Raw genomic sequence first — 15,749 nt, 5'->3', positions numbered from 1 at the left:
ACCTTTTTTTTGAAGACCAAATATAAATATTTGTTTTCAAAAAAAGTGTATTTCCTATAAAGAATAAACCCGTTATGTTATAAAAACGTAACGGGTTTATTTCACTATAATTGTTTGTTAAATTTATGGATTTGTTGGTTCCCCAGCTTTATGAATCTGCACTGTTAACTCTTGTGAGCCTTCTTCAATATCCATGAAAATCTCATCTCCTGAAGTAATTTTAGAAGTAATAATTTCTTCGGCAAGGGCATCTTCTACATATTTTTGAATGGCTCTTTTTAATGGTCTTGCGCCAAATTGCCTGTCGAAACCTTTCTCTGCAATAAATGCTTTTGCTTTGTCAGAAAGATTCAATTGGTATCCTAATTCAGCAACACGAGCGAATAATTTTTTCAATTCGATTTCGATAATCAAATCGATGTCGTGTTTTTCTAAAGCATTGAAAACAATTACATCATCAATTCTATTAAGGAATTCTGGAGCAAAAGTTTTTTTCAATGCATTTTCGATGATGCTTTTCGAATTATCGTCAGCTTGAGCCACTTTGGCAGCAGTTCCAAAACCAACACCTTGTCCAAAATCTTTTAATTGTCTGGCCCCAACATTGGAAGTCATGATAATTATAGTGTTTTTGAAATCAATTTTTCGGCCTAAACTATCTGTCAAATAACCATCATCTAAAACTTGCAGTAACATATTGAAAACATCAGGATGTGCTTTTTCTATCTCATCCAATAATACGACGCAATATGGTTTTCTTCGGACTTTCTCGGTTAATTGTCCACCTTCTTCATATCCTACATATCCCGGAGGCGCACCAACTAAACGAGAAATTGCAAATTTTTCCATGTATTCACTCATGTCAATACGAATCAAAGCATCTTCAGAATCGAATAATTCTTTGGCCAGTACTTTGGCCAATTGTGTTTTACCAACACCGGTTTGTCCCAAGAAAATGAAAGAACCAATTGGTCGATTTGGATCTTTTAATCCAGCACGATTTCGTTGGATAGAACGCGCTATTTTCATCACGGCTTCTCTTTGTCCAATTACCTTTCCTTCAATTAGTTCTGGTAGTTTAGCTAGTTTATTGCTTTCAGTCTGTGCAATACGGTTGACGGGTATTCCGCTCATCATGGAAACGACATCGGCAACATTGTCTTCAGTAACTTCAATTCGGTTATTTTTAGCGTCTTCTTCCCATTGTTCCTGGGCGATAGCTAAATCTTTTTCAATACGCTTTTCGTCATCACGAAGTTTAGCGGCTTCTTCATATTTTTGTTTTTTTACCACAACATTCTTCAATTCACGTACGTCTTCTAATTGACGTTCGAGATCTAAAATTTGTTTAGGAACTTCAATATTGGTAATGTGAACTCTAGAACCTGCTTCGTCTAATGCGTCAATGGCCTTGTCCGGTAAAAAACGTTCCGACATGTATCGATCTGTTAATTTCACACACGCTTCGATTGCTTCTTGTGTGTAGGTAACATTGTGATGGTCTTCGTATTTGTTTTTAATGTTATTTAGAATAGTAATCGTTTCAGAAACGGATGTAGGTTCCACAATTATCTTTTGGAAACGTCTTTCTAATGCGCCGTCTTTTTCTATGTATTGTCTGTATTCGTCTAATGTTGTGGCACCAATACATTGAATCTCTCCACGAGCTAATGCTGGTTTAAACATATTAGAAGCATCCAGTGAACCTGTTGCACCACCAGCGCCCACAATAGTGTGAATTTCATCTATGAAAAGAATGATATCGTCATTTTTCTCTAATTCATTCATCACAGCTTTCATGCGCTCTTCAAACTGTCCTCGGTATTTTGTACCTGCAACAAGACTGGCTAAATCCAAAGTAACAACACGTTTATTAAATAAAGTACGGGATACTTTTTTCTGAATAATTCGCAAGGCTAAACCTTCGGCAATTGCTGATTTTCCCACTCCGGGTTCCCCAATAAGTAATGGGTTGTTCTTTTTGCGACGGCTCAAAATTTGGGAAACGCGTTCAATTTCTTTCTCACGCCCTACAACAGGATCTAGTTTTCCTTCTTCGGCCATTTCGGTTAAATCTCTTCCAAAATTATCTAAAACTGGTGTTTTAGATTTTTTATTGGATTTATTGGCTGGATTGTTGAAAGTTCCTTCTTTCAGACTGTCATCTTGTCCTGAATCGTCATTGTATGATTCGTTTCGTGGCAAATTTTCTATAAAATCTTCTTCGTTTGGAGTCATGTTTAAATATTGTTCTTTAGCTATATCGTAATCAATTTTTAATTTATTCAATAGCTTGGTTGTTGGATCGTTTTCATTTCTTAAAATACACAACAATAGATGTGCTGTGCTGATAGACGAACTTTGAAAAACTTTTGCTTCAAGGAAAGTAGTTTTTAATGCCCGTTCTGCTTGGCGTGTCAAGTGTAAGTTTTTCTTTTCAACATTTACTTCCAGGCTTGGACTTGCCGGACTTAAGATCTCTACTTTTCTTCGTAAATGATCTAAATCAACAGATAGGTTATTCAATATTTGAATTGCTTTCCCGTTACCGTCTCTTAAGATCCCCAGCATTAAGTGTTCTGTTCCTATAAAGTCATGACCTAACCGCAAAGCTTCTTCTTTGCTGTAAGTAATAACGTCTTTTACTCTTGGTGAAAAATTATCATCCATAATATATATTTGATATCGTAAATTTAGTGAATTAGTGATAGAAAAACAAAAACCATTCCTCTATGATGTGCTGTCAGCTAATTGACAAAATAAAAACAATATTAAAGTTAAAATTGACTTAATTTATTAACTAAAGTAACCGTAAATTTTGTTAATAAATCATTGAAATAAGTGTTTTAAAATTAGTCTAAAAATTTCAAAAAAGCGTATATTGGCACGTTTTGAAACTAATATAATTATTTAATATAACAACTTATGTCTGAAGGAGAAAAGTTAATTCCTATTAACATTGAAGATGAAATGAAAACAGCTTACATCGATTACTCGATGTCAGTAATTGTATCAAGAGCACTTCCAGATGTTAGAGATGGCTTGAAACCAGTACATCGAAGAGTACTATTTGGAATGCATGATTTAGGGGTTAACTCCAGATCGGCTCACAAAAAGTCCGCAAGAATTGTTGGGGAAGTTCTTGGAAAATATCACCCACACGGTGACACCTCTGTTTATGATGCCATGGTTCGTATGGCTCAAGAATGGAGCATGCGGTATTTATTGATTGACGGTCAGGGTAACTTTGGTTCTGTAGATGGCGATAGTCCTGCAGCGATGCGTTATACAGAGGCTAGAATGCGTAAGATTTCGGAAGAAATTTTGGCAGATATCGATAAAGAAACGGTCGATTTTAAATTGAATTTTGATGATACGCTCGAAGAGCCAACCGTTATGCCAACTCGTGTTCCTACCTTATTAATAAATGGGGCAACAGGAATCGCGGTAGGTATGGCTACCAATATGCCACCTCACAACTTAACGGAGGTGATCAACGGTACGTTAGCTTTTATGGACAATAATGATATTGAGATTGATGAGCTGATGACACATATTAAAGCCCCAGATTTTCCTACTGGTGGTATTATATATGGATATGAAGGGGTTCGTGAAGCTTTCAAAACAGGTCGAGGTAGAGTTGTAATGCGTGCCAAAGTTGGTTTTGAAGAAGTGGATGGACGAGAGTGTATCATTGTTACCGAAATTCCTTATCAAGTCAATAAAGCAGATATGATCAAGCGTACTGCTGATTTGGTGAATGATAAAAAAATTGATGGAATTGCAAACATCCGAGATGAATCGGATAGAAACGGGATGCGTATCGTTTATATTTTAAAACGTGATGCGACACCGAACGTGGTTTTGAATACACTTTATAAGTTTACTCAATTACAGTCTTCGTTTAGTGTAAACAATATTGCCATTGTGAAAGGGCGTCCACAAATGTTGAATCTGAAAGATCTGATTCATTATTTTATAGAACACCGCCATGATGTGGTGACTCGCAGAACGCAATTTGAATTGAAAAAAGCAGAAGCAAGAGCACATATTTTAGAGGGTTTGATTATTGCTTCGGATAATATTGATGAAGTGATTGCTTTAATTAAAGCTTCAAAAAGTACCGAAGAAGCACGGGAAAAATTAATCGAAAGATTCAAGTTGTCAGATATTCAATCTCGTGCTATTGTAGAAATGCGTTTGCGTCAATTAACAGGTCTGGAACAAGATAAGTTAAGAACTGAATACGAAGAAATCATGAAGTTAATTGAGCATTTGAAAGCTTTATTAGCAGATGTGAACTTGAGAATTGCTTTAATAAAAGAGGAACTTACGGAAATTAGAGATAAATATGGAGACGCTCGTCGTTCTCAAATTGAATATTCCGGAGGAGATGTAAGTATTGAGGATTTAATTGCCGATGAGAATGTGGTTATTACAATTTCGCATGCAGGTTATATTAAACGTACTAATCTTACGGAATACAAAACGCAGAATAGAGGAGGAGTTGGTCAAAAAAGTGCTGGGACAAGAGATCAAGATTTCTTAGAACACATGTTTGTGGCCACGAATCACCAATATATGATGTTCTTTACCCAAAAAGGAAAATGTTTCTGGATGCGTGTTTATGAAATACCGGAAGGAAGTAAAACGGCTAAAGGTAGAGCAATCCAAAACTTGGTGAATATTGAAAGCGATGATAAAGTAAAAGCATTTATCTGTACTCAGGATTTAAAAGATCAAGACTACATCAAAAGCCACAATCTTATTATGGTGACTAAAAAAGGTCAGGTTAAGAAAACATCTTTAGAGAAATATTCTAAACCAAGGGTAAATGGTGTTGCTGCAATTACGATCAAAGAAGGCGATGAATTATTGGAAGCAAAATTAACCAATGGAGAAAGTCAAATTATCTTGGCGGTAAAATCTGGTAAATTAGTTCGTTTTGAAGAGACAAAAACCCGTCCAATGGGAAGAACAGCTTCTGGTGTACGTGGAATTACCCTTAAAGATGAAACGGACGAAGTAATTGGCATGGTTACTGTAAATGATATGAGCAGCGAAATTTTAGTTGTTGCCGAAAATGGATACGGAAAACGCTCCAGCCTAGATGAATACAGGATTACAAATCGTGGTGGTAAAGGAGTAAAAACCCTAAATATTACCGAGAAAACGGGTAAACTAATTTCTATAAATTCGGTTACAGATGCGGATGATTTAATGATTATCAACAAATCTGGATTGACTATCAGAATGGCTGTTGAAGATTTGAGAGTAATGGGACGTGCTACGCAAGGGGTGAAGTTGATTAACATCAAAGGAAACGATTCGATTGCGGCAGTTACAAAAGTAATGAAAGACGATGTAGCTGAAGTTGTTGTAGATGAAGAAGGGAATGTTATCGAAACAGAAGCTATCGAAAGAGTTAAACCAGTCTTGGAAGTTCTTGAGGACGAAGGTTCAGAAGAGGATGACGACGAAGACGATGCTGAAGACGACGAAGCTGATGATGAGGCTGAAGGGGACGATGAAGATGATGAAGCATAATTAGAAAATAGAAAAACTAGAATAATTATTAAACAAAAATAGAATATTATGAAAAGTAAATATGCATTACTAGCATCAGTATTATTGATATCAGTAGCTACTTTTGCTCAAAAAGATCAAATCAAAGCGGCTGAAAAAGCATTGAAAGCGGGTAAATCTCAAGAAGCAGTTACCATTTTGATGGAAGCGGAATCATTAATAACGAATGCTTCAGATGCGGAAAAAGCACAGTTTTTCTTTGTAAAAGGAAATTCTTTGTTGGATTTAGCCAACAAGAATGTTGATGCTAATACCAATCTTTCGCTTGCTGCAAAAGCATACCAAGATTTGATTGCAGCTGAGAAAATTGCTGGAAAAGTAAAATTTTCAACTCAAGCAGCAGCTTCAATTACGGATATTAAATTCAAATTGATTAACGCTGCAATTGCTGATTCAAAAATAGATAAGAATGCTGATAGTGCTAAAAAATTATACGACGCTTATTTGTTAGATAAAAAAGACACTATCAATTTGTATTATGCAGCTTCTACTTATGTAAATGCTAAAGATTATGATACCGCTCTTAAGTTGTATGATGATTTGAAAAACTTAAACTATTCAGGAAAAGGAACGAGCTATTTTGCAGTTAATAAACTAACTAGTCAAGAAGACTTTTTTACTACACTTCAAGAAAGAGACAGAATGGTAAAATTAGGAACGCATGAAAAGCCAAGAACTGAAGTTGCTCCTTCAAAAAGAGGAGAAATCTACAAAAACATGGCTTTAATTTTAGTTGAAAAAGGTAAAACTGAAGAGGCTAAAAAAGCAATCACTGAAGCGAGATTAGCAAACCCTGAAGATACATCTTTGACATTGACAGAAGCTAATCTTTATTTGGAAACAAAAGATTTCGATATGTACAAAAAATTAATCGCAGAAGTATTGGAAAAAAATCCAAATGATGCTGATTTGATTTTTAACTTGGGCGTATTAAGTGCAAATGCTAAAAATGTAGCAGATGCTGAGAAATATTACAAAAGAGTTATAGAAATTAACCCAAAATATGTTAATGGATATATTAATTTAGCGGCTTTGAAATTAGAAAATGAGAAAGCAATCATTGACGAAATGAACAAGTTGGGAACTTCTACTAAGGATATGAAGCGTTATGATGAATTGAAAAAGAAAAGAGAAGAACTTTTTAAAGCAACAATTCCTTATCTTGAAAAAGCGGTCGAACTAGATCCTAAAAACGTTGATGTTTCTAAAACTCTTTTAGGAGTTTACAGCGCATTAGAAATGACTGCAGAATACAAAGCATTAAAAGCAAAGATTTAATAGAATTTTTTCTTACAAAAAAAACCTGTCTAAATTTAGACAGGTTTTTTTTATACAATTTTTTTGATAACCCTTAATTTGTGGGTATGCTTGTTAGTGTCGGCATTAAATATTCCTAAATGATCTATGCGGTCAATCCGTACTTTTCCGCTGGCGTGAATGATGTAGTTATCGGCCATTATAATTCCTACATGAATGATGTTTCCTTCTTCATTGTCAAAAAAAGCCAAGTCCCCGGGTTCGCTTTCTTCAATAAAACTTAAAGCTTCTCCCTGTGTTGATTGTTGAGAGGCATCCCGTAATAATTTGTATCCATTAAGTTTATAAACCATTTGTGTAAAACCAGAACAATCAATACCAAAAGGGGTTTTCCCTCCCCAAAGGTAAGGCGCATTTAGATACAAAAAAGAAGTATTTATTAAGCCTTCTTTGGGTTTAATACCGCTAATTTTAGTTCCTTCAAAATCAAAATTCGAAATGTTGATTTTATTATAATTTAAAAAGGATACTGATGAGCCTAATGGAATTGGGATTAATGCGTTATTTGGCGCAGTAATATATTCTATCAAATCCGCGTTCAGAATGATCGCATCTTCAGACAATTGATTAAAACTGGTTTCGGAAATCAGTTGGTATTGTTTAGAATCTACCCAGCCTTCATAGTTATCATATTGCATTTTGATTCGGGACCATTGTTTTAATTGTTCTAAAATTTCAAAATGTTCACCAAATAAAACTTGTGAAACAATTTCGCTTCTGTCACTGGGTTCAAAGCGAAGTGGGATTATGGCTAGATTACAAATTCCGAACATTAGTTTGGTTTATGAGTTAAGAATTATGAGTTATAAGTTTCAAAACCCATAACTCACAACCTATAATTATTTAAGCTCTTTCGATGACAATTGCCGAAGCACCACCACCGCCATTACAAATTGCGGCAGCTCCAATTTTGCCGTTATTTTGTTCTAAAACATTTAACAACGTAACAATTATTCTTGCTCCCGAACAACCTAATGGATGTCCTAGCGATACCGCGCCACCGTTTATATTTACTTTGCTGTCGTCTAATCCCAGAATTTTTGAATTTGCTAAACCTACAACGGCAAAAGCTTCATTGAATTCAAAATAATCCACATCGCCAATTGCTATTCCTGCTTTTTTCAAAGCTTTAGGAATTGCTTTAGATGGTGTAGTTGTAAACCATTTTGGTTCCTGTGCTGCATCGGCGTAACCATTAATGTACGCTAAAGGTTTTAGGCCTAAAGCAATTGCTTTTTCTTCACTCATTAATATTATTGCTGCAGCGCCATCATTTATAGTAGATGCATTGGCTGCGGTTACCGTTCCGTCTTTGGTGAAAACAGGGCTTAATGATGGTATTTTATCTAATTTCACATTCGTGAATTCTTCGTCTTTAGAGATTATAATAGGATCTCCTTTTCTTTGTGGTACTGAGACAGGAACAACCTCATTGTCAAATTTCCCAGAATTCCATGCTTTTGCACTGCGCTCATACGATTGAATAGCGAAGTTATCTTGATCTTCTCTAGTAAATTTATATTCTGTAGCACATAAGTCAGCACACACTCCCATAGCGCTGTTATCGTAAGCATCAGTAAGTCCGTCTTTCTGCATTCCGTCAATCATGGTCGCTGGGCCAAATTTAGTTCCAGTTCTTAAATTCATATAATGTGGAATTAAACTCATGTTTTCCATTCCGCCAGCAACTACGATTTCGGCATCACCGCACTGAATAGCTTGGGCGCCTAACATAACTGCTTTCATTCCTGAAGCACATACTTTATTTATTGTAGTACAAGTAACGGAATCTGGTAAACCGGCAAATAGTGCTGCTTGTCTTGCAGGAGCTTGTCCTACACCGGCTTGAACTACATTGCCCATGAATACTTCATCAATTAAATTTGGATCTAACTTTATTTTATCTAAAGCACCTTTAATAGCGATTGCTCCTAATTTTGGAGCAGTAACGGTAGATAATCCCCCCATAAAACTTCCGATAGGTGTCCTAACGGCAGAAACGATAACAACTCTTTTGTCCATGACTTTTTATAATGTTGGTTTATGTAGCAAATTTAATCTTTTTTAAACAATTTCAAATTTTGATTTTATGATTATCTTTTTTAAAAGTTATTTCTATTCTATATATTTGATTGTGAAGTGTTTTTGTAAAAAAGACAAAAAATATTAAAAAAAAGGTCTGAAATAGTTGTGAGAAACGTAAAGATGTCTTAAATTTGCAACCGCAAAACAGGACACGTTTCTTTGAGCTTGGAGGGGTGCCAGAGTGGTAATGGAGCAGTTTGCTAAACTGTCATCGAGCAATCGGTGCCAGGGTTCGAGTCCCTGTCCCTCCGCTTTATAATTTGCTTTTCGGGGTGTAGCGTAGCTCGGTTATCGCGCCTGCTTTGGGAGCAGGAGGCCGCAGGTTCGAATCCTGCCACCCCGACTAATTTTTACTCTGTTTATTGCCACAGAGCACCTGCCATCTAAGCAGGCGGTCACAATAATAAATGGAGGCATAGCTCAGCTGGATAGAGCACCTGCCTTCTAAGCAGGCGGTCGAAGGTTCGAATCCTTCTGCCTTCACAAAAACCCTTATAAACATTTGATTTATAAGGGTTTTTTATTTTTGCGTTATTTATTTTTAGTTGCTTATCTTATTTTTATTTCATTATCCTATTTCTACAATTTTTTTAATCTTTTTTCTGTAGACCAATGAATTTTTTGATTCTATTTACTTAATTATTTATAAATCAGTTTTTTATTAGTTTGTTTTTTTCTTTTTTACTTCAATTCAATCAAATGTCCTTTTAGGGTAGATAACAGGATTCAAACCACTTTTAGATAGCTGATTTACAGTTTTCTGTTTTTTTATATGAGGCGGTAAATAGTAAAAAGTGAGCAAATAAAGCTGTATTTTATAAAAAAAAATCAAAAGCATTTTTGCATCTAAAATTCCAACCAGTAAAGAGTAAGGAATAAATATTTTTTACTTTATTTTCATATACGTAACTGTTTTTTGGATTGTCACGTTTTGAATGAAATTTAAATTCCTAATAAAATTATTTTCTTAACAAGATAGATAATTTTAGATGCAATTTTCGGTGAGATAGTCGAATCATCGGAGTGGTACGGACTAATAATTTTAAATATTTTTCTTCAGATTCTGAAACTTTAAGATCAATATTTTAAAAATCCAGGTATTTAAGATTCATTTTAATATTAAAAATAATTTTCAAAGGAGTACAAAGCATATCTTTAAAATTGCCATCTCTATTTAAAATAATTTTAAATTGTTTGTTGTCGGTATTTTATAAGCATAAAACTCAGTTAAATTTAGAAAAATAATTTAATTCCTAAATTCAATTTTCATTCAAAATTGAATTGTTAATTTGTAATATGAAAATTCTAATCATTGAAGACGAAATAGAAATTGTAACAAGCATAAAAAGTTATCTAAAAACAAATAATATTCATTGCGAAACCGCAAGTACGTATCAAACGGCTTTAGACAAAATAACTATGTATGATTATGATTGTATTTTAGTCGATCTAATGCTTCCGGATGGTGATGGATTTACTATTCTAAAGGAATTAAAAAGTCTAAACAAATCAGAGGGGATTATTATAATTTCGGCTAAAGAAACGTTAGAAACCAAAATAGAGGGCTTCAATCTTGGAGCAGATGATTATTTGACAAAACCTTTTCATCTTTCAGAGTTGTTGGTCAGAATTCAGGCTTTGGTTAGAAGAAAAAAATTCGACGGAAACAATAAAATTGAATTCAATGAAATCGAAATTGATACATTAGCCAAATCGGTAAAAATTGGAGAGAAGAAAATTGAATGTACCAAAAAAGAAATTGATTTGTTGTTGTTTCTAATTGGGAATAAAAACAAGGTTTTGTCTAAAAGCGCCATAGCCGAACACCTTTCCGGTGACATGGCGGATATGCTGGACAATCACGATTTCGTGTATGCCCACATCAAGAATTTGAAAAAAAAGCTAAACGATGCCGGAAGCAATGATTACATAAAATCGGTTTACGGAATTGGATACAAATGGAACAATGACTAAAAAATTATTGCATACTACTTTAAAATACTATGTCCTATTTTCTTTAATAGTGATGCTTTTGGCAGCGCCATTATTCTTCTTTATTACTCAATTACTGTATCTGCACGAAACAGATGAAGCTTTAATACTTCAAAAAGAGGAATTCGAGTTGTTATATGCTCCGGAATTAAAAGATAAGGATATTCCAGTTTGGAATAAATGGAATAAGGATGTAAAAATAGAGAAAGTTCAAAAAATAATTTCTAGAGACACGATATATAGCCATAGTTATTATAACAATTTGGACAAAGAGAACGAACCCTATCGTGTGCTCAATGCTCCTGTTACAATTAATAATAAGCCTTACCTTTTTTCTGCCAGAATAAACCTTGTTGACAATGAGGATTTTATTATCAGTATTTTAATGGTGTTTACCATGATTATTTTAATTCTTCTGATTGGTTTATTCATCATTACCAAAAGATTGTCCATTACGCTTTGGAAACCTTTTTATGACACTCTCGCACAAATTGAGAAATTTGAAATTGATAAAAGTTCAAATTTAAAATTAGCAACAAATTCGATCGAGGAATTTAATCGACTCAATTTGGCAATCAATAAATTAATTGAAAAAAACACACGTATTTATAAAAGTCAAAAAGAATTTATTGAGAACGCGGCGCATGAATTGCAAACGCCAATTGCTATTTTTAAAGGAAAATTGGAAACATTATTGCAAAGAGACGATGTTACGGAAGAGCAATTTGAAATACTCGACAAATTAAATGATACAACGACAAGGCTCAACCGATTAAATAAAAACCTTTTGCTGTTATCAAAAATAGAAAGCAAGCACTACAACATTCCTGAAAAGGTTCTTTTTAATAAGGTAATCACAAATCAATTAGATTTTTTTAACGAACAGGCATTATTAAAAAATATTAGCATCAACACAGATTTAGAAGCGAATACATTCGTTCAAACAAACATGTTTTTGTCTGAAATCTTGATCAGCAATTTGTTTTTAAATGCAATTAATCATAATACTGCCAATGGAAGTATAAATGTTGTGTTGCATGAGAATTCTTTGGTATTTTCTAATACGGGAATATCAAAATCGCTCGAAACAGATAAATTATTTGAGCGTTTTTCTAAGGTAAATCCATCCTCGAAAGGGAACGGTTTAGGCTTATCAATAATTAAGAAAATTGTAGAGAACAACAATTGGGGAATTATTTACAGTTACAATGATAAATTACACATTTTCGAAATTCGATTCTAAAATTCAATATTTCTTCAAACTCCAATCGCAATTTTGTAGTTTAAATTTTAAACAAAGAATAAAAATCAAGAAAATGCAAAAAAAAATAATACTGTTACTTTCATTTCTAATACTATCAATTTCAAATTCATTCGGACAAAGCAAAGGCATCACAATATCTGGAATTACAAAAGATAAAACCTCAAAAGAGAGTTTATCATTTGTAAATGTCCTCTTGAAAAACACAAAAGACAACGTTTTGCTTGCGGGAACCGTTACTAACGAAGAGGGCAGGTTTTCATTTTCAAATGTAGTGCCCGGAAATTACTTTCTAGAGTTTACATTTATTGGATACAAGGCAAAAAACCAAGCCATTTATGTAGGTACACTATCAGAATTTCTAGATGAGGGAAGCATTGAATTAGAAGCTGATGCTGCTATTTTAAATGAAGTAGTTGTCGTTTCAAAGACAGAACTTATCAATCAGAAAATGGATAAGAAAACCTTCTCTGTGGCAGACAATATCAGCCAGAGTGGTGGTTCTGTTTTGCAAACAATGCAAAATTTGCCTGGTGTTTCCGTGCAAGACGGGAAAGTACAAATTAGAGGCAACGATAAAGTCACCGTATTAATTGATGGGAAACAAACCGCATTAACAGGATTTGGAAACCAATCGGGCTTAGATAATATACCCGCATCTGCGATAGAAAAAATTGAAATCATCAACAATCCTTCTGCAAAATACGATGCCAACGGAAACGCTGGAATTATCAATATTATTTACAAGAAAAATAAAAAAGAGGGATTCAACGGAAAAGTGGGTTTTACCTACGGATTGGGTGCGCTGTGGGAAAGAAAGGAAAATTTACCAACGATTCGACCGCAATACTCATTAACACCAAAAATTAATCCGACACTTTCACTTAATTATCGTAAAAATAAAATTAATGCTTTTTTTCAGGGTGATTATCTTTACACTGAAACGCTCAATAAAAATGAATTTGTAACGCGGACCTACACTGATGGAACTATTATTAATCAACAATCCAAAAGAAATCGGAATACGCATTTCACTACTTTAAAAACTGGAATTGACTGGAATATTAACGACCGAAATTCACTTACTGTTTCGGGTCTGTTTGGAACCGAAAAAATCATTGATAACGGAGACCAGCCCTTTTTTAATGAAAATTATACGAAACGATTACGACTGTGGCAATTTTTGGAAGATGAATTAAAAACCACCGCTATGGCTACTGCGGCATACCAGCACAAGTTTAAAGAAGCAGGACGTTTGTTAAATATTGGTTTCAATTATACTTTCCACAGAGAAGATGAAAAATATTTTTTTGATAATATTCTGCCAACCTACACCGGAAAAGATGCTTTCAAATTGTTATCCGATGAGAAAGTAGCCGATTTCAATATTGATTATATAAAACCCTTAAAATACGGAAGATTTGAAACCGGTTTTAAATTCAGAAAAAGGGATATTCCAACCAATATGCAGTTCTTTCCCGGAGCAAATTCTCCAATAGATAGCGGTGCTGGCGGACAAGCATTTTACAAAGAAATTATTCCGGCAGTATATGGAAATTACATTTTTGAAAACAATAAAATTGAGGCAGAAGTGGGTTTACGAGTAGAATATGTTGATTTGCAATACAATGTCAATCCCGATCATAATACCTATAAAAGTGACGGTTACAACTATACCCAACCTTTTCCAAATGTGCGATTGGCATATAAAATTAATGACAACAATAAAATATCTTTATTTTACAATCGTAGAGTAGACAGACCAAATGAAGTTGATATTAGAATATTTCCGAAATACGATGATGCAGAAATCATCAAGGTTGGGAATCCTGCCCTTCGCCCGCAGTTCACTAATTTATTGGAACTGGGTTATAAAATGAACTTCAAAAAAGGATATTTCTATTCGGCAGCATACCACCGTTTTGCCAAAGCCACCATCACCCGAATTTCATCAACGGTACCAGACAGCAATTTAATCTATGCTATTTTTCAAAATGCAGATAAAAGCTTCAATACAGGGAGTGAAATGGTTCTTTCGCTCGATATCGCAAAATGGTACTCATTCAACTTTAATTTAATTGCCTATCACAATCAAATTAATGCTTTTACTGTTGAAAATAAGTATCCAAAACCCAATACTTTTTCAGCGGAGAAACAAGAAATTTTCTCTGGAAATTTAAAGTGGAATAATACATTGCATTTATCTAAAAAAGTAGATGCTCAAGTAACGGCAATTTATTTAGCACCGGATATCATTCCTCAGGGAAAAATAAGCGCTAGATTTTCAATTGATTTAGGAATTAAAAAATCAGTCCAAAATGGCAAAGGAGAATTCTTCCTGAATGCAACCGACATTTTAAATACATTAGTAATCAGTAAACAAATTCAAGGTCTGAATTTTAATTATAACAGTACCGACTATTATGAAACACAAGTAATTAGAGTAGGTTACAATTATAAATTTTAACATAAATGAAAAAATTACGAGAAATCACGATTGTGTTTTAGATCATGAGAATTTGTGCAACTACTTTAGGGAAACAGCCGGAGACTAACTTTTAATGACAATAAATATTGGTTATGCGTTGGCTAACTAATTTTTGGTTTACAAAAAGGACGAAGTAAAATATTTTAAATGCATTTTCGCAGACAAAGCTATTTGGTGAAAAATTCAATATTTCTTCAAAATTGGTTTATACCTTTGAATAAAATAATTTTAAATGCAATAGCAATGAAAAAGTCAATGTTAGTTATCATTCTAAGTATGTTGTCATTCGTTTCTTTTGGACAAATAGTTAAAGAAAAAGAAGTACCACAAATCATCCAAAAGGCATTACACGAAAAATATCCCAATGCTAAAGGTGTAAAATGGGACAAAGAAAAAAATAATTATGAAGCCAGTTTTAATGTTAATCAAGTAGATAATTCTATTTTATTCAGTGGGGAAGGGAAGATTGTTGAAACAGAAGTAGAAATACAAATCACTAAACTGCCTAAAAATGCTTTAGACTACATTAATATGCATTTTAAAAATCAAAAAGTAAAAGAAGCTGCAAAAATAATTAACCAAAAAGGGACTGTAATTTATGAAGCTGAAATAAAAGGCAGTGATCTTTTATTTGATGAGAATGGAAATTTTATCTCACTAGAAAAGGCTAGTTAGTTTTATTTTATAGCATCCACAGTTTTTGTGGGTGCTATTTTAATTTATTTTTTCGATGTGTTTCCAAAATTATTTTTTAAACTATTATGCTCAAAAAAATCTAAATGTCAGGCAGATTTTCGTCGTCACTTTATTTTATACTTTGCTTTCTTATTATGTTTTAAAGAGTACGAATAGTCTTTTTTATTTGGCAATTTAATGAAGTTTCATTTAATGTTTTTATCGTTTTGGGAACATTATTTACCGGATTATTGTTGGATTGTATGCCACGGGGACAAGTACCTTTCGGGGTATGGAAGCAATGACACTGTGCATTTCGCCTACACCAGAACACTATTTATAATA

9 protein-coding genes and 3 tRNA genes are annotated in these 15,749 nt (G+C 33.8%); 9 read left to right on the top strand and 3 right to left on the bottom strand.

What is annotated here, in order from left to right; translation table 11 throughout:
- Positions 1-123: 123 nt before the first annotated feature.
- Positions 124-2,670: an ATP-dependent Clp protease ATP-binding subunit gene (locus ACNQGD_RS07335; protein WP_417998834.1), complete on the bottom strand. Its 2,547-nt coding sequence runs from the start codon at positions 2,668-2,670 to the stop codon at positions 124-126.
- Positions 2,671-2,925: 255 nt separating this feature from the next.
- On the opposite strand from ACNQGD_RS07335, the gene gyrA reads away from it, so the two are divergent.
- Together gyrA and ACNQGD_RS07325 are read left to right on the top strand one after the other, a co-directional pair.
- The gene (gene gyrA, locus ACNQGD_RS07330) at positions 2,926-5,547 is read left to right on the top strand and encodes a DNA gyrase subunit A (protein WP_417998833.1); all 2,622 of its coding nucleotides are present in this window, start codon (positions 2,926-2,928) and stop codon (positions 5,545-5,547) included.
- Between the two features lie 48 nt (positions 5,548-5,595).
- The gene (locus tag ACNQGD_RS07325; protein WP_417995022.1) at positions 5,596-6,864 is read left to right on the top strand and encodes a tetratricopeptide repeat protein; all 1,269 of its coding nucleotides are present in this window, start codon (positions 5,596-5,598) and stop codon (positions 6,862-6,864) included.
- 50 nt (positions 6,865-6,914) lie between these two features.
- Here the strand turns inward: ACNQGD_RS07325 and ACNQGD_RS07320 are convergent, their stop codons facing one another.
- Together ACNQGD_RS07320 and ACNQGD_RS07315 are read right to left on the bottom strand one after the other, a co-directional pair.
- A complete protein-coding gene (locus ACNQGD_RS07320; RefSeq protein WP_417998832.1) occupies positions 6,915-7,676 on the bottom strand; it encodes a C40 family peptidase in 762 nt (253 codons plus the stop codon).
- A gap of 70 nt (positions 7,677-7,746) precedes the next feature.
- The gene (locus ACNQGD_RS07315) at positions 7,747-8,925 is read right to left on the bottom strand and encodes an acetyl-CoA C-acyltransferase (RefSeq protein WP_417998831.1); all 1,179 of its coding nucleotides are present in this window, start codon (positions 8,923-8,925) and stop codon (positions 7,747-7,749) included.
- Between the two features lie 230 nt (positions 8,926-9,155).
- On the opposite strand from ACNQGD_RS07315, the gene ACNQGD_RS07310 reads away from it, so the two are divergent.
- The 7 genes from ACNQGD_RS07310 (at position 9,156) to ACNQGD_RS07280 (ending at position 15,404) form a co-directional block, all read left to right on the top strand.
- Positions 9,156-9,239, top strand: a tRNA-Ser gene (locus tag ACNQGD_RS07310).
- Between the two features lie 17 nt (positions 9,240-9,256).
- Positions 9,257-9,331 (top strand) — tRNA-Pro (locus tag ACNQGD_RS07305).
- A gap of 66 nt (positions 9,332-9,397) precedes the next feature.
- Positions 9,398-9,471 (top strand) — tRNA-Arg (locus ACNQGD_RS07300).
- An 813-nt stretch (positions 9,472-10,284) separates the two neighbouring features.
- Positions 10,285-10,962: a response regulator transcription factor gene (locus ACNQGD_RS07295; RefSeq protein ID WP_417998830.1), complete on the top strand. Its 678-nt coding sequence runs from the start codon at positions 10,285-10,287 to the stop codon at positions 10,960-10,962.
- Positions 10,955-12,223, top strand: a complete 1,269-nt coding sequence (locus ACNQGD_RS07290) for a sensor histidine kinase (RefSeq protein WP_417998829.1) — start codon at positions 10,955-10,957, stop codon at positions 12,221-12,223. The genes ACNQGD_RS07295 and ACNQGD_RS07290 overlap by 8 nt, the downstream gene beginning before the upstream one ends.
- 73 nt (positions 12,224-12,296) lie before the next feature.
- Complete coding sequence (locus ACNQGD_RS07285) at positions 12,297-14,708, top strand: TonB-dependent receptor (RefSeq protein ID WP_417998828.1); 2,412 nt, start codon at positions 12,297-12,299, stop codon at positions 14,706-14,708.
- A 264-nt stretch (positions 14,709-14,972) separates the two neighbouring features.
- On the top strand, positions 14,973-15,404 hold the full coding sequence (locus ACNQGD_RS07280; protein ID WP_417997188.1) for a PepSY-like domain-containing protein: 432 nt from the start codon (positions 14,973-14,975) through the stop codon (positions 15,402-15,404).
- Positions 15,405-15,749 lie beyond the last annotated feature (345 nt).

The organism is Flavobacterium glucosi, assembly GCF_048286535.1.
Classification (GTDB): Bacteria; Bacteroidota; Bacteroidia; order Flavobacteriales; family Flavobacteriaceae; genus Flavobacterium.
The sequence above is the reverse complement of the archived record's forward strand: the minus strand, read 5'-3'. Positions and strand labels throughout refer to the sequence as shown.